At 40.1% G+C, this 20,395-nt stretch carries 20 protein-coding genes; all 20 read right to left on the reverse strand.

The features are described from left to right. Positions 1-107: 107 nt before the first annotated feature. Positions 108-1,175: a BMP family lipoprotein gene (locus tag ciss_RS05245; RefSeq protein ID WP_075865244.1), complete on the reverse strand. Its 1,068-nt coding sequence runs from the start codon at positions 1,173-1,175 to the stop codon at positions 108-110. A 197-nt stretch (positions 1,176-1,372) separates the two neighbouring features. Beyond that, positions 1,373-2,368, reverse strand: a complete 996-nt coding sequence (gene hypE, locus ciss_RS05250) for a hydrogenase expression/formation protein HypE (RefSeq protein ID WP_305764290.1) — start codon at positions 2,366-2,368, stop codon at positions 1,373-1,375. A gap of 5 nt (positions 2,369-2,373) precedes the next feature. Continuing rightward, entirely contained in the window at positions 2,374-3,444 is a 1,071-nt protein-coding gene (hypD, locus tag ciss_RS05255) for a hydrogenase formation protein HypD (protein ID WP_235837248.1), read from the reverse strand. Continuing rightward, the gene (locus ciss_RS05260; RefSeq protein WP_075865247.1) at positions 3,441-3,656 is read right to left on the reverse strand and encodes a HypC/HybG/HupF family hydrogenase formation chaperone; all 216 of its coding nucleotides are present in this window, start codon (positions 3,654-3,656) and stop codon (positions 3,441-3,443) included. The genes hypD and ciss_RS05260 overlap by 4 nt, the downstream gene beginning before the upstream one ends. A 6-nt stretch (positions 3,657-3,662) precedes the next feature. Further along, entirely contained in the window at positions 3,663-5,927 is a 2,265-nt protein-coding gene (gene hypF / locus ciss_RS05265; protein WP_075865248.1) for a carbamoyltransferase HypF, read from the reverse strand. 3 nt (positions 5,928-5,930) lie between these two features. Continuing rightward, a complete protein-coding gene (hypB, locus tag ciss_RS05270; protein ID WP_075865249.1) occupies positions 5,931-6,593 on the reverse strand; it encodes a hydrogenase nickel incorporation protein HypB in 663 nt (220 codons plus the stop codon). 2 nt (positions 6,594-6,595) lie between these two features. After that, positions 6,596-6,937, reverse strand: coding sequence for a hydrogenase maturation nickel metallochaperone HypA/HybF (locus ciss_RS05275; protein WP_075865250.1), 342 nt, complete (start codon positions 6,935-6,937; stop codon positions 6,596-6,598). 38 nt (positions 6,938-6,975) lie between these two features. Beyond that, positions 6,976-7,437: a HyaD/HybD family hydrogenase maturation endopeptidase gene (locus tag ciss_RS05280; RefSeq protein WP_075865266.1), complete on the reverse strand. Its 462-nt coding sequence runs from the start codon at positions 7,435-7,437 to the stop codon at positions 6,976-6,978. A 9-nt stretch (positions 7,438-7,446) separates the two neighbouring features. After that, positions 7,447-8,079, reverse strand: a complete 633-nt coding sequence (gene cybH / locus ciss_RS05285; RefSeq protein ID WP_075865251.1) for a Ni/Fe-hydrogenase, b-type cytochrome subunit — start codon at positions 8,077-8,079, stop codon at positions 7,447-7,449. A gap of 11 nt (positions 8,080-8,090) precedes the next feature. Beyond that, positions 8,091-9,518 (reverse strand): nickel-dependent hydrogenase large subunit, encoded by a 1,428-nt coding sequence (locus ciss_RS05290; protein WP_075865252.1) that lies wholly within the window; start codon positions 9,516-9,518, stop codon positions 8,091-8,093. Then, entirely contained in the window at positions 9,518-10,582 is a 1,065-nt protein-coding gene (locus ciss_RS05295) for a hydrogenase small subunit (protein ID WP_075865253.1), read from the reverse strand. The genes ciss_RS05290 and ciss_RS05295 overlap by 1 nt, the downstream gene beginning before the upstream one ends. Positions 10,583-10,886: 304 nt before the next feature. Next, on the reverse strand, positions 10,887-13,085 hold the full coding sequence (locus ciss_RS05300) for a sigma 54-interacting transcriptional regulator (protein ID WP_077177458.1): 2,199 nt from the start codon (positions 13,083-13,085) through the stop codon (positions 10,887-10,889). After that, positions 13,054-14,271, reverse strand: a complete 1,218-nt coding sequence (hydF, locus tag ciss_RS05305; RefSeq protein WP_075865255.1) for a [FeFe] hydrogenase H-cluster maturation GTPase HydF — start codon at positions 14,269-14,271, stop codon at positions 13,054-13,056. Before hydF ends, ciss_RS05300 begins: the two co-directional genes overlap by 32 nt. A gap of 9 nt (positions 14,272-14,280) precedes the next feature. Continuing rightward, on the reverse strand, positions 14,281-15,657 hold the full coding sequence (gene hydG / locus ciss_RS05310; RefSeq protein WP_077177460.1) for a [FeFe] hydrogenase H-cluster radical SAM maturase HydG: 1,377 nt from the start codon (positions 15,655-15,657) through the stop codon (positions 14,281-14,283). A gap of 103 nt (positions 15,658-15,760) precedes the next feature. Then, complete coding sequence (locus ciss_RS13295; RefSeq protein WP_166503988.1) at positions 15,761-15,913, reverse strand: hypothetical protein; 153 nt, start codon at positions 15,911-15,913, stop codon at positions 15,761-15,763. Positions 15,914-16,077: 164 nt separating this feature from the next. After that, positions 16,078-16,764 carry a deoxyribose-phosphate aldolase gene (deoC, locus tag ciss_RS05315; RefSeq protein ID WP_075865257.1) on the reverse strand — a complete coding sequence of 229 codons (687 nt, stop codon included), beginning with the start codon at positions 16,762-16,764 and terminating at the stop codon, positions 16,078-16,080. Continuing rightward, positions 16,764-17,162: a cytidine deaminase gene (locus tag ciss_RS05320; protein ID WP_075865258.1), complete on the reverse strand. Its 399-nt coding sequence runs from the start codon at positions 17,160-17,162 to the stop codon at positions 16,764-16,766. Before ciss_RS05320 ends, deoC begins: the two co-directional genes overlap by 1 nt. Next, the gene (locus ciss_RS05325) at positions 17,155-18,483 is read right to left on the reverse strand and encodes a pyrimidine-nucleoside phosphorylase (protein WP_075865259.1); all 1,329 of its coding nucleotides are present in this window, start codon (positions 18,481-18,483) and stop codon (positions 17,155-17,157) included. Before ciss_RS05325 ends, ciss_RS05320 begins: the two co-directional genes overlap by 8 nt. 9 nt (positions 18,484-18,492) lie before the next feature. Further along, the gene (locus ciss_RS05330) at positions 18,493-19,125 is read right to left on the reverse strand and encodes a class II aldolase/adducin family protein (protein ID WP_075865260.1); all 633 of its coding nucleotides are present in this window, start codon (positions 19,123-19,125) and stop codon (positions 18,493-18,495) included. Between the two features lies 1 nt (position 19,126). Next, positions 19,127-20,158: an S-methyl-5-thioribose-1-phosphate isomerase gene (mtnA, locus tag ciss_RS05335; protein ID WP_075865261.1), complete on the reverse strand. Its 1,032-nt coding sequence runs from the start codon at positions 20,156-20,158 to the stop codon at positions 19,127-19,129. Positions 20,159-20,395 lie beyond the last annotated feature (237 nt).

Below are 20,395 nucleotides of genomic sequence, written 5' to 3' on the forward strand. Positions count from 1 at the left end.
AAAAGCAATAAAACTAAGAAGAGGAGATGACAATGCCTGTCATCCCCCCTCGCTCATTATAATTGTTTTAATCGCTCTTGTAAAGCATTTATTACGTTAGTTTTAAGTTATTGTAACTCTTTTTTACTGGTTGGCACTTTGATTTCCCCATTGATAATCTTGGTTTTGATTTCTTCAAGTTTTGGTTTAATATCGGCAATCAGATCCTTATTGAACTCATTTTCCGCATACCCAACGCCATCTTCTTTAAGCCCAAATTCTTTGTACCCACCTTTAAAGTTGTTATCGACCATGCTTTTAATGGTCTCAAATACCGCAGTATCAACCCGTTTCAACATGCTGGTTAAAATGTAAGGTCTTTGCGCTTCAGGAGCGGTTAAAGACTGGTCAGAATCAACCCCAATAGCAAATTTCTTTTGAGAAGCAGCTGCTTCAATTACCCCTACTCCGGAAGCCCCGGAAGCATGGTAAATAACATCAGCACCGTTTTTAATTTGCTTCAAGGTCAATTCCTTACCTTTAACCGGATCCTTAAAGGCTTCACCGGTAGTACCAATGTAATCGGATAAAACCTGAATATTGGGATTAATGTATTTTGCTCCCGCAATATAACCAGCTTCAAATTTCTCAATTAAAGGAATTTTCATCCCACCAACAAAGCCGATTTTGCCTGTTTTGCTCTTTAAAGCTGCCGCAGCACCTACCAAGAAAGAGCCTTCATGTTCTTTAAAAAGCAAGCAAGAAATATTGCTGTCTTCCTTTAAATCCGGAACATAACCGTCAATTAAAGCAAACTTGGTTTCCGGAAAGTCCTTGGCAACTTTTGCAATAGAATCAGTAAACATAAAGCCTACGCCAAAAATTAAATCATATTTATCCTGGGCTAATAACCGTAAAAGTTGCTCCCGGTTTTCCCCGCCAGCCGATGGTTCAAGATACTTAACTTCGATTTTGTCGCCAAACTCTTTCTGGGCTCTTTCTAATCCAGCATAAGCTGCATCATTAAAAGATTTGTCTCCCCGACCGCCAACGTCAAAAACAAGTCCAACTTTAATTTTCTTGGTTTCTTCCTGTTTAGCAGGCTCTTCGGTTTTCTTGGCACATCCAGCTAATAACGTTGAGGCCGCAAAAACCACCAAGACAAAGGCTACTAACAAAGACTTAAATTTACGCATCCCATTTCCTCCTTTATAAATTACTTAAAATTTACTTTACATCCATTAACATAACCAAAAAAATAATTTTTTTACCCGCGTCACCTCCCACATTATAATACACTGTTTTCTACTTCAAAACATAATCTTTCGCTAACTATTATATCTTAATTCGACAAATTTTTTAATCCTCCTGCCGTAACAAAAATTTTTTATTTTTAACAAATTCGCGGTAAATTTTCCCCCAAAGGCATGTTGATAATTCTTTCACCGCCAATACGATTTTTTAGGTAAACCACTCCGGCCGGAGCTTCCCTAACTTCCCCAATTATCGCGGCATCTTTCCCTAAAGGATGAGCCCTCATTTTTTCTAATGCTTTTTCCGCAACCTCCGAAGGCATAATCATAATTACCTTTCCTTCGTTTGCTAAAGCATAAACATCCAATCCTAAATATCCGCATAAAGTTTTAACCTGCGGCCTAATGGGGACTTTCTCCTCCCAGAGCTCAATCCCCACATTGCTTTGTTTGGCAATTTCATTTAAGGTAGCCGCTAATCCTCCCCGGCTCGGGTCCCGCATAACATGAACCGGATATTCCTGAATAATAGGCTTTACAAGTTCATTTAAAGGCGCACAGTCGCTCGTAAAATCTCCCGGAATATTTTCCCGTACTGCTAAAATTGCCGCACCGTGGTCTCCTATAAAGCCGTTGACGAGAATTTTATCCCCGGGTCTGGCCTTTTTCCCTGACGGATTATTCGGGGTGCTAATTAAACCAAGACCCGCGGTATTTATATAAATTTTATCTCCTTTACCTTTTTCTACCACTTTAGTATCCCCGGTAACAATTTTTACTCCCGCTTTTTCTGCCGCTTGAGCAATTGATTGGACAACATTTTCTAGCTCGCTTAGTGCTAATCCCTCTTCTAAAATGAGTCCCAAAGACAAAAATAAGGGCTCTGCCCCCATCACCGCCAAGTCATTTACGGTTCCGTATACTGCTAATTTACCAATATCTCCCCCGGGAAAAAATAGCGGGTTTACAACAAAACTATCGGTAGAAAACACAACCTTTGTTCCAGGCAGGGATAATACCGCACCATCGTCCCCCTGCTGAAGGTATTCGTTATTTAGATATTTTTTAAAAAGGTTTTCAATTAATCGTTCGGTTAGCCGTCCCCCCGCTCCATGGGCCAGTGTTACTATTTCCATCATATTTACCTCCTACCGTATTTATAGTAAGCTGCGCAACTGCCTTCACTGGATACCATACAAGCTCCAACGGGTTTTTCCGGGGTACACCCTTTGGCAAAAAGAGGACACTCAGGAGGTAGCATCCTTCCCAACATGATTTCACCGCACTTACAACCCCGGGGAACAATCGGCGGCTTTTCTCTCAAACCATATTTTTTTCGCGCATCATATTGGGAATACCTTTCACGTATAAATAATCCTGATAACGGAATATTACCGATTCCCCGCCAATTGGCATCGCCTTTTTCAAAAACTTCCTCGATTATCCTCCGGGCTTTTTCATTTCCTTTTTCCCTTACAACATGGGGATAGGCATTATAATATTGGGGTTCTTTTTTTAAAATTGATTTAACTACCAAACTTATTCCCAATAGAAGCTCTTCGGCACTAAATCCCGTAACTGCCGCGGGTATTCGATAATTTTCGGTAATGAATCTAAAGGCTTTCGCTCCAATTACTGCTGAAACATGGCCGGGTAAAATAAATCCGTCAATTAAGCTGTTGTGCTCCACCAAATATTTAAGGGCAGGTGGCACTGTTTTTACAACTAACAACATGGAAAAATTATTAAGTTTTTTCTCATAAGCTTCCAAAATTGTCGCTCCTAAAGCCGGTGCAGTGGTTTCAAAACCGGCTCCAAAAAATACCACATCAAGGTTGGGATTTTTTTCGGCAAATTCAATTGCATTCCGGGGAGAATAAGCAACTTTTACAGAAAAACCCTGGGCTTTTAAAATACTTAAAGTTCGCCCCTCTCCTGGAACTTTCAGCATATCCCCAAAGGTAAATAAGGTAACTTTATGTTTTTCCAGGAGCTCAAAAGCCTCTACCATTATTTCCTCTCCTGTTACACATACCGGGCATCCAGGACCCGAAACAAGGTTTATATTTTGAGGAAGTAAACTCCTAATCCCATGCTCAAACAACGCCATTGTGTGCGTGCCACAAACTTCCATAATATTAATGGTTAATTCGCTTTTCGTAACTCTTTCCATAATTTCGTGAAAAGATTTTAATACGCTGTTATTTATCATTCCCATCTTAACTCCTTTAACAATTTCACAGTTTCTTGATAAGCCTCCTCGGAAATTATTTCCACTGCATAACCGGTGTGAATCAAGACGTAATCCCCTTCTTTGGCTTCAGGGACCATTATAAGGCTAACTGGTTGCCTTACTCCTCCCAAATCAACTACCCCAATATCGCCCTCTATTTTTTCAATTTTACCGGCAACTGCAAGGCACATAAACTATCACTCCTCACAAAGCTTATTTGCAAGATAGGCCTGTCCCAATGCAATCCCTTGATCATTGATGGGAATATAAGAAGGTATGATAGGTTTTAAGCCTAACCTTTTTAAACTAACAAAAGTTTTTTCCAGTAAAACACGATTTTGAAATACTCCTCCCGCCAAAATTACTTTTTGAATACCGTATTGTTTATTAACAATTTTGCCAAGCCCCGCAATCATTTCAACAATAGTATTATGAAACCTGCCGGAGATAACTTTTTTATTAACACCTTTTTTTAAATCGGCAAGAACATCAAGCAGAAGAGGTCTAAAGTCAATTTCGTAAGGAATTTTTTCCTGTGATATTGTAAAATCATAGCGTCCCCGCTCACTTCTGTCGGCAATTGTTTCAAGTAAAATTGCAGCTTGTCCCTCGTAACTTATGGTGGCTTTTAAACCAAGCAATGCACTAATGCCATCAAAAAGCCTTCCGACACTGGAAGTGAAAATCTTCTCCCGTACCAAACGTTTTTGAGCAAACTCTATCTCTTTCGCCTCAACACCCGGAAAAATAAAAAGGGACACATCCTCCTGCACCTCGTTTAATAAACTGAGGGCCGTTTTCCAGGGCTTTTTAATGGCCTCATCCCCATCCAACAAAGGAAAATATTTTAAATGGGCTATTCGCTGATAGTTTTCCGGTGTAACGGCTACAAAAAACTCGCCTCCCCAGATCCTCCCGTCTTCCCCGTAACCGGTTCCATCAAAGATTACCCCCATAAAGGGAGTTTTTATTCGTTTTTCAGCAACAACTGCAGCCAAATGGGCTTTGTGATGCTGAATTGGGCACTTTTTAAGCTCAGGAAATTTTTCGTCCACCAATTCCGCAGAAAAATAACCGGGATGCAAATCATAGGCAACTATCTGGGGAGTAAATTCAAAAAACCTGCAAAAATCGTCTATACCTTTCATGTATGCTAAGCGTGACGGTAGATTATCTAAATCGCCAAAATACTGGCTTAGATAAACATAATTATCCTTAGTGATGGCAAAACTGTTTTTTAACTGACCGCCTAAGGCCAAAATTCCTTCTTTCATTCCCCGTACTTTAAGGGGTAAAGGTGCAAGTCCCCTCGCCCGTCGTAAAATTACCGGGCTTTTTTTATAAACCATTGCCACCGAATCGTCCACCGGACGTAAAATCGGCCGATTATTAACTACAAAAAAATCGGCAATATCTTTTAACTTTAAAAAAACTTCATCATCCTGATAAACTATAGGTTCTTCTGAAAGATTGGCACTGGTCATTATTAAAGCTTCAAAAGGCTCCAACAAAAGATAATGAAAAGGGGTATAGGGAAGCATAATACCCAAATAATCGTTATCCGGGCTTACTTCTTTAACAATTTTTGAACTTTTCTTTTTCCGGCACAAAACAATCGGGCAAACATTGGAAGTTAAAAGCTTTTCTTCCGCTTTTGATATATATACATGCTTTTGGGCCGCTGTTAAATTTTTTACCATCAGGGCAAAAGGCTTTGCTTCCCGGTGCTTACGCTGTCTTAAAAGTAAAACCGCCTCAACATTAAAAGGATCAGCCGCTAAATGATAGCCACCAAGTCCTTTTAAAGCAACAATATACCCTTTTTTTAGTAATTCTTTCGTTTTATGGATAACTTCACCGTCTTTCGCCAGTAGATTTTTTTCCTTGTCGTATAAGTAAAGCTTTGGCCCACAAACGGGACAAGCAACCGGTTCGGCATGAAAACGCCTGTCTTCGGGATTCCTGTATTCTTTAGCACATTCCGGACAGAGGGGAAATTTTTTCATAGAAGTATGCCGACGGTCATACGGTAATTTTTCAATAATCGTATAACGCGGCCCGCAATTAGTACAATTAATAAAAGGGTACTGGTATCTCCGGTCAGTAGCATCTCTTAATTCCTGCAAACAGTCATCGCAAACGGGCAAATCGGCGGGAACAATCAAAACCCCCTTCCGGTCGCGCTGACTTTCAATGATTTCAAAGGTTTCAAAATTACCCGATAGGTTTAAAGGTATTACCGAAATTTTTTCAATAACTGCCAAAGGCGGTTTCTCTTTTTTAATTGCCGCAAGAAATTTATTTACATTTTCTTCCTCGCCTTCCGCTAAAATTTCTACTCCCGCCAGACTATTTTTAACCCAGCCCTTTATCCCCCACTTCCGGGCAATCCGCCAGATAAAAGGACGAAATCCGATTCCTTGTACCAATCCCGAAATTACAATTTTTTTGGAAACTCTCATTTTTTATGCGCCGCCTCTTTTGCTTCGAACCTTTTCTGCTATAAACATAATTAGCGGTTCTAACCCTTCTTCCGTGCGAGCACTTACATAAAAACGTTGCTGGTTGGGATTTATAGCTTGAAGGTCATCTTCATACTGCTTTAAATCGAAGTCAACGTAATTTAAAAGGTCAATTTTATTGAGTACCGAAACCGCTGCTTCCCGAAAAATTACCGGATATTTCAGTGGCTTATCATTTCCTTCGGTAACACTTAATACGACCATTTTCATATCCTCTCCCAAATCAAAACCAGCCGGACAAACAAGGTTTCCTACATTTTCGATAACTAATAGATTAATCTCGTCAAGGGGAATTTTTTCTAACACCTGGCTTATCATATTGGCATCAAGATGACATCCACCTAAGGTATTGATTTGCAAAGCGAAAACACCGGTTTTTTCTATTCTCTCGGCATCTTTTGTAGTTGTTAAATCACCTTCAATAACCGCTGGTTTGATATCCGGTGGAAGTTTTGGCAGTACTTTTTCCAAAAGCGTAGTTTTACCCGCTCCGGGAGAACTTATGATATTAATTACAAAAATATTTTTTTCGTTAAATATTTTTCGGTTTAGAGCTGCAATTGCATCGTTTGCTTTTAAAATATTGGTGGTCAGTTGAACCTGCATTTTTATTCCCCCTCATAGTAGTCGATTAACAATTCATCTCCAGCTATTATTTTAACATTACTACTTAAACAATGCGAGCAGTAATAATTTAACCAATCTATTGTGCTTATCTTCTGGCAATTCCGGCAAAGGATTTGAGCTTTCACCGGTTCAATTTCTAAAATAGCATCTTGAGCCAAAAGGTCTCCTTTAGCCGCTTCAAAGGCAAGCTCTAAAGCTTCCGGTAAAGCATTGGTTAGCTCCCCAACTTTTAACTTGACTTTGGTAACCTTTTGAATACCATTGGCTTTGGCACTTTCCCGGAGAATTACCAAAACACTTTCCATTAAAGCAGTTTCATGCATAACAACATTACCCTTCCCTTCAAAAAGAGAAAGCCGGGTTAATACCCGGAACTTAACTCCTTTATGATTTCTTTTTTTACTTTTTCTTTTGCAGCTTGCATTTCGGGGCTTAACTCTAACCCCCAGCCTATTTCTTTTGGCTCAACACCAAAAATAATGATTTTATTTAAGGAGGAGGGGTCCTGAAACTTAAGCATTCCCAAAACCTCCATCAAGCCTACCTGGTGTAGGGAAAGGGAAAGGGGAAAATTTATCTCAATATCGGTAGGCTTGAAGCGGTAAATTGTTCCCGGGACGCCTCCTCCCTGGACCGCATCAACAATAATGACCTTATCCTTACCTTCGATAAAATCAAGAAGGTCTAAAGAAGCGGTGCCACCATCAATAAACTCGACATCCTCTAAATGGTATTCAGCTGCTAACTCTTTAACAATGTGAACGCCAATCCCTTCGTCTTTAAATATGCTGTTACCTATGCCCAGAACTAACGTTTTTCCCAAAGAAATCACCTACAGAGTTTGCCTTAATTGTTCCTTTGTTACCACAGTTGGCTCTTCCTCATCAACGGTAACATAACCGGTAAACATCGATTTGACAATCCCCAAACCTTCGGTTAAATCGAGATACAAATGGATGGCAACCGTTATAACAAAAATCCAGTTTACTAAATAGTGAATTAGACGGGCAATGTTTAACCCACCAAAGATGGATGCTAAAGTTGGAAAGGTATCAGGTTTGTATAGGGCAAGTCCAGTCAAGATTTGAATAATCAGTAAAAAACCCCACCCCGAATAGACAAGCTTTTGTCCCGGATTGTACTTCCCCCAGTTAGGGTGTTTATCAGTCAAGAACAGATAATATCTTAAAAGGGCCGGAAAATTTTTTAAGTCTTTAAATCTAAACCAGATATTTTGATAATCTTTGGTAGCAATTGCATAGTAGACTCGAGCTAATAATCCAGCCATGACAACGTACATCATATAAAAGTGAAGCTTTCTTGCTGCATCCATAGTTGAAAAGAAATTGTACTTTAAAGGATTGTGAATATAAAAGCCTGAGATGATTAATGAAGTTATTGCTATCATATTAACCCAGTGAGTTACTCTAATAAACAAGGGATGGCGCAACACCTTCCGGGCCATACTCACACCTCCTAATAAATTTTGAACTTGCCTAAATCCTGACCCGGAGTAAACAAGTGAACAGCACAGGCAAGGCACGGGTCAAAAGCCCGAACTACACGAGCCACTTCGATTGGATTTTCCGGATCCTTTACCGGCGTCCCGATTAAAGCCTGTTCTATAGGCCCCAATACCCCATTATCATCCCGGGGAGAGGCATTCCAGGTGGTTGGCACCACCGCCTGATAATTGGCAATTTTGTAATTTTTAATTTTAATCCAATGCCCCAATGCCCCCCTGGGAGCCTCGGTAAGACCCATTCCTTCACTTTCCTTGGGAATTTCAAAAGGAGTATGGGTGGGCTTACCAGGTTCAATCTCTAACAGCCACTCTTCCATAGCATGGGCTACCCGGGATGCTTCCAGAGCTCGTGCTAAGTGACGTCCCAATACCGAAAAAGCTTTTTCACCAAGTCCCTTTACTTTCTTTTCTCCCCCAATCCACATTCTCGCCAGCGGTCCAACTTCCATCGGATGGCCATCGTAACGCGGCGCTTTCATCCAGGAATAGGCTCCATCTTTACCCGGTTTGGGGGCTGTAACCCCTTCCCTGGGATGCTTCTGGGAATTGTTATCATCAAACCAGGAATATTTTAAATGCTCGGTAATTTTTTCTGGATTTAATTCCTGTTCCTGACCTTGTAAAAATACTCCAGCTTTTAAAAATCTGTCACTTCCATCATCGCTTTGCGGGAAACCACCATAACTCATCAGATTCTGGCAACCTCTGCCGATGTCAAAATAATCTTTATAATATTCAGCAATTGTTAAAACATCCGGTATATAAACGTTATCAATAAACGAAGTAAGTTCTTTCAAACGCGAACGAAAATCAATAATCTTTTGCGCATCAACAGTTTCCGAAGACCCCCCCGGTACTATTCCTACCACATGTGGCATTTTCCCACCAAAAATCGCCAGCATCTCATGTGCTTTTTTCCTCATCTCCAAGGCTAAAATATAATGTTCAACCACTTTTTGATTAACTGCATTCGGTAACCGGTAATCCCCTTCATAACGTGGTATAAACGGTGAAGCGTCCGGCCCTTTGACATAGTCTAAAGCCGATAAGTGGTAAAAGTGAAGTATATGGGACTGCAAGTAATTCGCTCCAAAAATTAAATTTCTTAAAATCCGGCCATTTTTTGGGGGTTGAATTCCAAACGCATTATCTAAGTTAAAAGTTGAAGCCGTAGCATGAGCAGTAGGACAAACCCCACAAATCCTTTGCGTAATTTGCTGGGCATCCCGCGGATCCCGTCCTACCAAAATAGTTTCAATTCCCCGGTAAAGCACTCCCGAACTTTTGGCATCTACAACTTTACCCCCGTCAACCATTACCTCAATTTTTAAGTGTCCTTCAATCCTGGTAACCGGATCCACAACTATTTTTTGGGCCATTACTTTTCACCTTCCTTATCTTTTTTCTTATGACCACCCAAGCGACCGGTAACAATATTGCCAATTAAATGTGCCCCAAGTCCAATGGCTGTAGCTGCTCCAACCACTTCACCAAAGGTATCGGCAGAAGCGGAAATTCCCGGTAATTTAACCTCCGGCATTTTTTCGTAAATCGGACCGATTTTATCCGGGAAGCCCGGTTCAGTACAACCGATACACGGGTGACCTGCTTTTATACACCAATTTACCCCACCGTTCCAAAGCCTTGTAGGACAATCGGAGTAGGTTACAGGTCCCTTACAGCCTAAAAGAAGCAAACATCCCGGCTCGCTAAAATCCTTGGCAAAAATGCTGTTGTCAAAATACTGGCGTCGTGGGCAGTTGTCGTGAATTATACCTCCGTAAAACATCTTGGGCCGACCAAATTTGTCGGTTTTGGGAAGTTCATTGTACAAAAGCACATGCGCCAAACTTCCCACAAACCAATCAGGATGTGGTGGACAACCCGGAATATTCAGTACTTTTTTAGGGTCAATTACCTCACTTACTGGAACACATCCGGTGGGATTTGGGTCAGCGGCAGGAATACCTCCATAAGCAGCGCATGTACCAATCGCAATAACTGCTTTAGCCTTTTCTCCCAGTTCTTTTATTATTTCGCTAAAATAAAGTTCCCGACCATCTTTCTCACCAATTGAGCAGTAAACCCCGTTATCTTTAGTTGGTACCGCACCTTCTACTACCAGGAAAAATTTTCCTTTATTTTTTTCCGCTTCCCCTAAAAACGCTTCAACGGCAACGTGACCCGTTGCTGCGCTAATATTGGGATGGAATTTTAAGCTTATAATTTCCAAAAGAATTTCCTTAATATCCGGATGAACGGAGTTTAACAGGGAAATCGAACATCCTGTACAGGATGCCCCCTGAATCCAAATAACCGGCGGCTGACCCTTAGCGGCATTTTCCAGGGCATAAGCCACTTCCGGAACACTCTGAGATAACCCAAGAGTCGCAGCGGTAAACGATGCAAATTTTAAAAATTCCCTTCTGGATATTTTGTTCAAGCCCGAAACCCCCTCTTATTGATTTTCACAATAACCTTTTGTATGCAATTTTTATACCAAAATAAAAAACCCCGGAAGCCTTAATCCGGGATAATAAAACTGTCTATTTTTTAGACATTTTGCAGCAAAAATCCTTGTGTTTCATAATTTTTAATTAATTTGTCCATTTTTTAGACATGTCTATTTTTTAGACACTTAACATTTGAACCGAAACTTTCGTACAAGCTTGTGAAAATAATAATTTTCTCAGAATTCTGCTATAAATTTTATTTATATGCTTGTTTGTCCAGGTACAAGTCAAGATTTAAGCGTCAATCCCATACTCTTTGATTTTTTGATACAAAGTTGCCCGTGGAATTCCTAAAAGTTTGGCACACGCTAACTTATTATAATTAGTGGCTTTTAACCCTTCAATTATAAGTTTTTTCTCAACCTCTGCAACCGCCTCCTTAAAGGTGGTAAGTTTAGTAATTCTCTCTCCCGATAGTGCTTTTGAGGTTAATTGAGCCGGAAGGTGTTCTGGTTTTATTAAATTGCCCTCGGCCAGGTAATATGCCCGTTCAATGACGTTTTGTAACTCGCGAATGTTTCCCGGCCACGAATAATTCATTAAAATACTCATGGCTTCACTTGTTACAATTTTGGGAGCCATTTTTCTGCGCTCACAAAATTCATTCATAAATCTATTTATTAATAGAGGTATATCATCTCTACGTTCCCGTAAAGGCGGGATATTTATGTTAAAAACATTTAAACGGTAATAAAGATCCATCCGGAAACGTCCTTCTTTCACCAATTTAGCCAGAGGTTGATTGGTAGCAGCAATAATCCTTATGTTAACTTTTCTCGGCGTGTTACTACCAACCCGTTCAAATTCACGATTTTGAATAAAACGTAAAAGTTTAACCTGCATACTTAGTGGCATATCGCCAATCTCATCAAGAAATAATGTTCCCCCATCAGCCTGTTCAATTTTTCCCGCCTTGCCTCCTCTTTTAGCACCGGTAAAAGCCCCTTCTTCGTAACCAAAAAGCTCAGTTTCAAGTAAGTTTTCCGGTATTGCAGCACAATTTATGGCTACAAAAGGCTTGTCTGCCCTCTCACTTAAATAATGGATAGTCCGGGCCGCAATTTCCTTACCAACCCCACTTTCTCCCTGAATTAGCACGTTGCCATCGGACAATGCCGCTTTTTCAATTAATTTTTTTATTTCAATGATTTTTTCAGTCTGCCCGGTAATACCATCCAAATAATATTTTTTGCGATTTTCCATTTCGTATTTATTACGATAAAACTCCGCTTCACCCCGGGTTTTCTTTAATAAGAACTGAAGACACATATCGATTTCCGCAAGTCCCTGATATACAGCTATCGCCTTTTCACGACAAGAATTATATCCGCAGGCGCCGCAATTTAATTCATCTTCGGGAGTAAATTTATCGGTATAAGCCAGGATTTCTCTTATTTCTTCTTCAGTAGGCAACGGTAGTTTTCGAGCTTTTACCGTGTATCTTACCCTAAAGGTCCCAGCAGGTTTCTTGGATAAAATTGTTTTATTCCCTTTACTTAATTCTAATAAATACTGTTGCCTTTCAATATACGTTAATTCACTGTCAATCTCCGGTCCATCAATACATCCGCGGCAAAATAATAAATCGTAAAACAAAACTCCAGAAACTTTTTTTTCTTTTAAACTTTCTAAAGTTTCTATAACTTGCTCTTTTCCTTCAATAGAAATTCCCTTTTGACTTTCAATATCATAACCTCTATGTTTGAGAGATTTTATTAATCCACCAGGTAAAGGAAAAGATTGGGTAAAATTTCGTGGATATCCTGAAACCATTCGTGGAACTACCTCTTTTAACATCTCCTTAATTTCTTTAAAAGTTAATACTGCATCAATATGGCTTTCATTAAAGTTTAAAGCTTCATTTTTTTTCGCTATACAAGGACCTATGAATACCAAAAATGAATTTGGCTCCAACGTTTTTAAATACTTTGCTAAAGCTCCCATCGGTGACTTTATTGGAGCCAAATGATTAATTAATTCTGGATAATGTTTTTCAATTAATGACACAATAGCAGGACACGCCGAACTTATAACATAATCTTTAGCTTCCGCGAGATAATTACCATATTCTGGTAAAATAATTTCCACTCCGGCTGTTACTTCTTCAATTTTAGAAAAACCAAACGCCAATAGCTTTCCATGAACCTCTTCAGGTTTTAAGGGATAAAAAGATACCGGATAAGAAGGAGCTAAAAGTCCTATCACCTTATCCCCATTTTTAATTCTTGCTAAAACTTCATCTTTAAACGAATAAATTTTTTTAGCTTCCTGACTACAGACCCGAACACAACTCCCACAAGCAATACACCGTTCTTCCAGTACTTCAGCTTTTTGATCTTCTATCTTAATTGCTTTCACCGGGCAGTTACGAACACAGGCATAACATGCTTTGCACTTTTCCTTATCCGTCGAAACGATCTGCAATTTCTTCACCTCCCAGGGGCTTAAGTGCCCTTTCCAATATCCCAGCATCATACGCAAATAACATGCCGTAGTTAACTACTTTAATTCCTTGTTCCTTAAAAAAGACAACTCTCTGGTGTATCTCTTCATTTGTTAACATACACCCGCCACAATGTACCGCTAAGTCGAGTTTTTCGTTAATTTTAAATTCCCGTCCTTTATAAAGGGTATAACTAAAATTCCGCCCGGTAAGTTGTTTAAGGATTGCTGGTATTTTTTCTGATCCAATATCGTCCTTTTGTACGTGGTGGACACAGGCTTCAAAAATACCAATCTTTGCTCCTTCTCGTAATCTTTTAATTGCTTGTATTCCTTCCAAAAAAATTGAAAGTTCCCCGCGATAGCGGATCATTAAAATAGAAAAAGAAGTTAAGGAAATATTCTCTGGGAGGATATCCCGCACCTTGGCAAAAACCTGGGAATCGGTTATCACCAGACCAGGCTCCTCATTAAGCTTTAAGAGTAGTTCTCTTAAATTTTCCGGTTGTACAACATGGGTCACAATATAATTATCCAAAAGCTCTCTTAATACAAGCATTTGCGGTTGAATGATCCGGCCTTTAGGTGCACCTGCATCAATTGGTATTACTAAAACAACTGATTTTCCCTTCGGTACTAAATCAGCCACTACTGTTTTTTGAACTTTTTCCTGAAGATTTTGCACTAAAAAATTACGCACCGCTGAATTTGCACCATTTTTACAATCATGAAGTAAATAGGGAATATTAAATTTTTCAAAAAACTTTTTCCAGGATTCCAAATTTTCCGTCTTGCTTTCAACCATATTAATAATCCCAATTATCTTTTTCGTGGTTTGATTCTGTTCAATAAACTGTAATTCCCAATCCTCCGGCTTAAATCCAGTATTACCAACCAGAATAACGACACTACAGGTAGCTAAAACTTCTCGGGTTTTAGTCTTTCTTATTTCTCCCAAAACGGAAGTATCGTCCAATCCCGGTGTATCGATAAATTCAACCGGACCATAAGGTAAAAGTTCAAAAGCTCTGCGGTTAGGATCGGTAGTAGTACCAGGAATTGAAGAGGTTATGGCTTTTTCCTCGCCGATAATATTGTTTAACAATGTTGATTTCCCGGCATTACACCGTCCAAAAATGCCAATTGTTTTCCGAAAAAGTCGTAATGAATTTTCCATACCCATCACCTATAAAAATACATCTTTTTCGCCCTTTAAAATGTACTCAATAGCCCGCCCTATGTTTTCAGAGTTTGATAAGCGCTTTACCACCTGCAACAAATATCCAATACCTTTTTTATATAGTTCAGGATGCTTGTCTTTTATTTCATAAAGATATTCCGCAAAAGAGAAAAGAGCATTGGGGGTACAAAAATCTTTAATCTGCCCCCGATCAGCTAATCCCATAAACGTTTTCCCGGTTCTTCGCTTGCGATAACAGGCGGTACAAAAACTGGGAAGAAAGCCTTTCTCAATTAATACCTCAACAATTTCTGCTAAAGAGCGATGATCGGAAAGTAAAAATTGTTGTCTTTCTTCGTCTCCTCTTTTCCCCCGGTATTCTCCCGGACCGGTTCTGGATGCAGCACTCATTTGGGAAACACCAAGTTCTACTAATTCATCCCGTAAATGCTGCGGTTCCCGGGTAGATAGAATTATTCCGGTATAAGGCAGCATTATTCTAAGTATAGCCACTATCTTTTTAAACTTGTGATCACTTATCTTAAAGTCATTAGAAAGTACCGAATTCGATGCAGGCTTTAAACGCGGAACCGAAACTGTATGAGGTCCAATTCCAAATTTTTTCTTTAAATAATCAGCATGAGCAATAACCCCAAGTAATTCAAAAAGCGGATCTCCAAGCCCAAATAACGCTCCAATTCCTATATCATCAATTCCAGCTTCGATCGCCCGCTCAACAGCGGTAAGCCTCCAGTGAAAGTTTGTTTTCGGGCCATCCAGATGGACTTTGCGGTAAATTTCCCGATTATAGCTTTCCTGAAACAGCTGGTACGTCCCAATATTTAGTTTTTTTAATCGTTCATATCCCTTTAAAGTGAGAGGAGCTATATTTACATTTATTCGCCGAATATCTACCTCGGAATAGATGGCAGGAATTATTTCCTCTAAATAAGATAAGGTTTTATCTTCCGGTTCTTCCCCCATAACTAACAGGATGCGCGTATGTCCCATCTCCCGGATAGCTTTAGCCTCCTCCACCGCCTCTTCTAAACTCAAGCGCACCCGTGATAAATCCTTATTTTCCCGACGAAAGCTGCAGTAACTGCAGTTATTGATGCAAATATTGCTTAAATAAAGGGGAGCAAATAAAACAATTCTTTTACCGTATATCTCTTCTTTTACCTTCCTGGCCTGCCAAAATAAAATTTGATCTAACTCCTCAGTATCAGTGGCAAAAGCTATGCCTGCTTCAAGCAGGCTAAGGCGCTCCCCCTTTTGCAATTTCTGGATTATTTGGAAAAGCTCCTCCTTTGGATTCCGGTTAATTTTTTTTACAATTTCATAAGTCCTTTGCACTATCGTAGCAATTTCCTGAGTCATCATTTAATCCCTTCTTTTTTTGATACTTTTTATTAATAATAACTTTTTTTTAACAAAAAAAAAAGAGCGCTGATTTGGCTCTTTTAGGGTTAAATATTTCTAAAAACTAATTATCTATTGCCGATAGAGTTTTACTCACCAAAACCATTTTTTTGTGATTTTTGGAACTTTTTAAAGCAAAATATAACCCGCCAATTCCAACAATTCCGTTTATAACCACAAGACAAAGCATTAGAAATACAATTATATAAACAACCATCGTCATGCACCTGCCTTTTGTTTAAATATCATTTTTCCAAAACTTTCTTCTACTTATATTGTAAATAAAGTTTGTTCTTGTGTCAACTTTCACTTAAGATTTTTTACTTTAAAATTTTTCTGATACGACCTTAAAAAAAGCAGGGCAGTTAGCCCCGCGTTGTATCAATAATCTTCGCCACTAATTAACCCCTGCATTATCAAGACTCCAGAACTGGTCCCCAGTCTCGTTGCCCCGGCTTCGATCATTTTAATGGCATCAGCTAATGACCTTATTCCTCCGGATGCTTTAACTTCTGCTTTTTCCCCAACAGTACGTTTCATTAAACGAACATCTTCAACGGTTGCCCCTCCGGTTCCAAACCCCGTTGAAGTTTTTACAAAATCTGCACCCGCCTCAACCGCCAGTTCACAAGCTTTAATTTTTTCTTCATCTGTTAGGTAACAGGTTTCGATAATAACCTTGACCACAACGTTGGGATTTTTTCCCTTTGCCGCACTTACTACCTCTTTTATGTCCGTTAAAACTTCATCGTACCTTCCCGCTTTTAAGGCACCAATATTAATTACCATATCTATCTCCGTTGCTCCATTATCAACGGCCCAGGAAGTTTCAAATGCCTTTACCGCAGTGCTGGTTGCCCCCAAGGGAAAGCCAATTACAGTACAAACTTTAATTTCAGTGTCTTTTAATATTTGGAAAGCAAACGGTACAAAAACAGGATTAACACAGACACTCTTAAAGTTAAACTGCTTGGCTTCTTGACATAACTTTTCAATATCGGTATAAGTTGCCGTTGCTTTTAATAGGGTATGGTCGATCCTTTGCGCAATGTCAGTAGGATTTACCATTAATTTTCCTCCTTCTCTAAAGTAAAATAATAAGGTAAAATTTGCTCTAAGGTAAATTCTTTTATGTCCCCTGCCAGATTGGCTAAGTAAATTGTTTCAATCTTAAATTCGGCCATGAACTGACGGCAAGCGCCGCAGGGCGAAATAGGTTCTGGGGTATCCCCTATTACCAGGATAGCTTTTAGCTTTTTTTCACCTTCACTTACCGCTTTTGTTATGGCTACTCTTTCCGCGCAAATTGTAAGTCCATACGAAGCATTTTCTATATTAGCCCCTTGATAAATTTTTCCCGTCTCTCCTAATACTGCGGCACCAACTTTAAACCCCGAATAAGGAACATAAGCGTTTTCTCTGGCTTCTTTGGCTTTTTCATACAATATATTTTTTAAATCAGACATATCTCTCTACTCCCTTAGACGTCACCACAGCTTTAATAAATGGAGCCTTTTGAGGTGGCCTACTATCAATTTTAAAAGCTGCAAATACAATTTTTTGCGCATCTTCCAAATTCTTTTCATCATTATAGTGAAGTTCGGCTAAGACATCTCCTTCCTGCACTTCATCTCCAACTTTTTTCCGTAAAACAACCCCAACACTGTGGTCTATTTTGTCTTCCTTCGTTGCCCTGCCAGCTCCCAAGTACATGGCCCCTAAACCAATCTTTAACGCATCAACCTCAATTACAAAACCATCATTTTCCGCTTTAATCTGATATACCTTTTGAGCTTTTGGTAAAAGCGCAGGATCATCAATCTGGTGCACATCGCCTCCCTGGCTTTTAACAAACTCTTTTAACTTGGCAAAAGCCTTACCCGATTGCAAAGCTTCTTTTAACATCTCCTTACCGGTTTCAAAAGTATCTGCCTTCCGGGCGAGATAAACCATATATCCCCCTAAGGTAAGACAAAGTTCTGTTAAATCCTCCGGTCCTTCACCCTTTAAGGTTGCTATTGCCTCCTTCACTTCCAGGCTATTACCCACGGCAAATCCCAAAGGTTCACCCATTTCTGATATAACTGCGACCGTTTCTCGCCCAACCCTCTCGCCGATCTTCACCATAGCCTGTGCCAACCGAATGCTTCCTTCTAAATCCTTCATAAAGGCACCGCTGCCGGTTTTCACATCTAAGACTATGGCATCGGCGCCACCAGCAATTTTTTTGGACATGATGCTGGAAGCAATCAGCGGCAGACTATCCACCGTAGCCGTAACATCCCTTAAAGCGTACATTTTGCCATCGGCAGGAGCAAGTTTTGCCGTCTGCCCAATAACCGCTATACCTATATCATTAACCTGCTTTATAAACTCTTCCGGGGATAAAGCTACATTAAAACCGGCAATGGATTCTAATTTATCTAAAGTTCCACCGGTGTGCCCCAGGCCGCGTCCGGACATTTTGGCAACCGGAACGCCAACCGCAGCCACAAGCGGTGCTAAAACTAAAGTTGTTTTATCACCTACACCTCCGGTACTATGCTTGTCAACCTTTATCCCGGAAATTGCTGAAAGATCTACTTTATCCCCCGATTCCACCATTGCCATGGTCAAATCAGCAACTTCTTCTTCGTCCATTCCTTGAAAATAAACTGCCATTAGGAAGGCTGCCATTTGGTAGTCAGGAATCTCACCCCGGGTAAAACCATGGACAAAAAAGTAAATTTCCTCTTTAGAAAGTTTTTCTCCGTTCCGTTTTTTCAAGATAATGTCGTACGCTCTCATTTTTTATCCCTACCTTTGCCCGTATTTATTTAAATAAAAATCATGCATTACCTGAATTTCTTCCGGTTCCAATAGTACCGGATCACCAATAATTGTCGAAAGAAGAAAAACTTTTGCTCCTTTTTCCACTACCCGTACAACTCGCAAAGCTTCCTCCATATTCCTTCCTACTCCTACTACGCCATGATTGGCTAAAAGAACGGCAAATTTGTTTCCCAAAGCTATTACGGCGTTTCGAGCCAGCATTTCCGTCCCCGGCAGCGCATATTCAGCAACTTCTACATCTCCCCCAACAATCTGGGCTAAATCTTCAATCACCGCCGGCAACCGTTTGCGGGCTACAGCAAAGGCAGAAGCATACGGACTGTGGGTATGTACAATCGCCCGAATATCCCTTCTGGCCTTGTAAATTTCCAGGTGCAACTGATACTCCGATGAAGGCTTTAGCTTTCCCTGTTTGATACTCCCATCCAAGCCGACCTCAACTAAGTCCTCCAGGTTCATAGTCTTATAATCCACACCGCTTGGGGTAATAAGAAAAGAAGTATCGCCAGTTCTAAGGCTTAAATTTCCCCAAGGAGAAACCACCAGACCTTCCAAAACCACCTCTCGGGCGGCAGCTAATAACTCTTCCCGGCTCATCTTAATTACCTCCAAAGAGTTTTTTAATATTTTCTCTATAGGGAGGACGAACAATTCCTCTATCGGTTATTATTCCGGTAATATATTTTGCCGGAGTTACATCAAAAGCAGGGTTAAAAACTTTAACCTTAGAGGGCGCTATTAACCGGTCGCCAATTTTCCGAACTTCATCGGGATTTCTTTCTTCAATGGGTATATCTTTTCCTGAATTTAAATTTAAATCAATAGTAGAATAAGGAGCAGCAACATAAAAAGGTATCCCATGTTCTTTAGCTAAAATCGCCAAAGAATATGTACCAATTTTATTGGCTACATCACCGTTTGCGGTAACCCGGTCTGCCCCAACAACAACTAAATCAACCAGCCCAAGGCTCATCACATAACCGGCCATGTTATCGCATATTAAAGTAACATCAATTCCATCTTCTAAGAGTTCAAAAGCAGTTAAACGCGCACCCTGCAGTAACGGCCGGGTTTCATCGGCAAAAACCCTCTTTAATTTTCCCGCTGCAAAAGCGGCCCTGACAACACCCAAGGCTGTCCCATATCCAGCAGTTGCTAGGGCACCGGCGTTACAGTGGGTTAAAATTGAGGCATTTTCAGGAACAACTTCTAAACCATAAGCCCCAATTTTTTTGTTAAGTTCAATATCTTCGTAAAATATACTCTTAGCTTCATTTAAAAGAGCCTTAGCTATTTCCTCGAAGTTCTGATTTTTTACTTCAAGGTATTTTTTCCACATCCGGTCTAAAGCCCAAAATAAATTAACAGCCGTTGGTCGGGTATTTTTTAGCGTCTCATAAACATTTCTTAGATAATTATCTAAATTCTGATCATTCCTAAAGCCCATAACCCCCAGAACCATACCGTAAGCTGCCGCAGCCCCGATGGCCGGTGCTCCGCGGACCTTCATCGAGACAATAGCTTCTGCCACCTCTTCATAAGTTTTAAGTTTAACATATGTAACTTCGATAGGTAATTTCGTTTGATCTAATAAAAATAAAGTATTATCTTTCCAATACATTGTATCCATTATACTCTCACCCCTTTCCTCTGTTATTATAACACTTTTCCTATCTTCCCAAACACCAATTTTAGGGACGGTTCTGATATTTGCGTCTATACGCCAAAAAAAAGAACCGTCCCTATTTTTGGCGGATGAAAAAAGGGATAGGCAAGTTGCCTATCCCTTTTATAGTTTTTTCCGGCAGCGACCTACTCTCCCGGGACCTAACGTCCCAGTACCATCGGCGCTGGAGGGCTTAACTGC

The organism is Carboxydothermus islandicus (assembly GCF_001950325.1).
Taxonomy (GTDB): Bacteria; Bacillota; Z-2901; order Carboxydothermales; family Carboxydothermaceae; genus Carboxydothermus; species Carboxydothermus islandicus.

Excerpts from the sequence above, each read along its gene's own strand:
- ciss_RS05245 (WP_075865244.1), bottom strand. The coding sequence starts at position 1,175 with ATGCGTAAATTTAAGTCTTTGTTAGTAGCCTTTGTCTTGGTGGTTTTT.
- hypE (WP_305764290.1), bottom strand. The coding sequence starts at position 2,368 with ATGGAAATAGTAACACTGGCCCATGGAGCGGGGGGACGGCTAACCGAA.
- hypD (WP_235837248.1), bottom strand. The coding sequence starts at position 3,444 with ATGATAAATAACAGCGTATTAAAATCTTTTCACGAAATTATGGAAAGA.
- ciss_RS05260 (WP_075865247.1), bottom strand. The coding sequence starts at position 3,656 with ATGTGCCTTGCAGTTGCCGGTAAAATTGAAAAAATAGAGGGCGATATT.
- hypF (WP_075865248.1), bottom strand. The coding sequence starts at position 5,927 with ATGAGAGTTTCCAAAAAAATTGTAATTTCGGGATTGGTACAAGGAATC.
- hypB (WP_075865249.1), bottom strand. The coding sequence starts at position 6,593 with ATGCAGGTTCAACTGACCACCAATATTTTAAAAGCAAACGATGCAATT.
- ciss_RS05275 (WP_075865250.1), bottom strand. The coding sequence starts at position 6,937 with ATGCATGAAACTGCTTTAATGGAAAGTGTTTTGGTAATTCTCCGGGAA.
- cybH (WP_075865251.1), bottom strand. The coding sequence starts at position 8,079 with ATGGCCCGGAAGGTGTTGCGCCATCCCTTGTTTATTAGAGTAACTCAC.
- ciss_RS05290 (WP_075865252.1), bottom strand. The coding sequence starts at position 9,518 with ATGGCCCAAAAAATAGTTGTGGATCCGGTTACCAGGATTGAAGGACAC.
- hydF (WP_075865255.1), bottom strand. The coding sequence starts at position 14,271 with ATGGAAAATTCATTACGACTTTTTCGGAAAACAATTGGCATTTTTGGA.
- hydG (WP_077177460.1), bottom strand. The coding sequence starts at position 15,657 with ATGATGACTCAGGAAATTGCTACGATAGTGCAAAGGACTTATGAAATT.
- ciss_RS13295 (WP_166503988.1), bottom strand. The coding sequence starts at position 15,913 with ATGGTTGTTTATATAATTGTATTTCTAATGCTTTGTCTTGTGGTTATA.
- deoC (WP_075865257.1), bottom strand. The coding sequence starts at position 16,764 with ATGGTAAATCCTACTGACATTGCGCAAAGGATCGACCATACCCTATTA.
- ciss_RS05320 (WP_075865258.1), bottom strand. The coding sequence starts at position 17,162 with ATGTCTGATTTAAAAAATATATTGTATGAAAAAGCCAAAGAAGCCAGA.
- ciss_RS05325 (WP_075865259.1), bottom strand. The coding sequence starts at position 18,483 with ATGAGAGCGTACGACATTATCTTGAAAAAACGGAACGGAGAAAAACTT.
- ciss_RS05330 (WP_075865260.1), bottom strand. The coding sequence starts at position 19,125 with ATGAGCCGGGAAGAGTTATTAGCTGCCGCCCGAGAGGTGGTTTTGGAA.
- mtnA (WP_075865261.1), bottom strand. The coding sequence starts at position 20,158 with ATGGATACAATGTATTGGAAAGATAATACTTTATTTTTATTAGATCAA.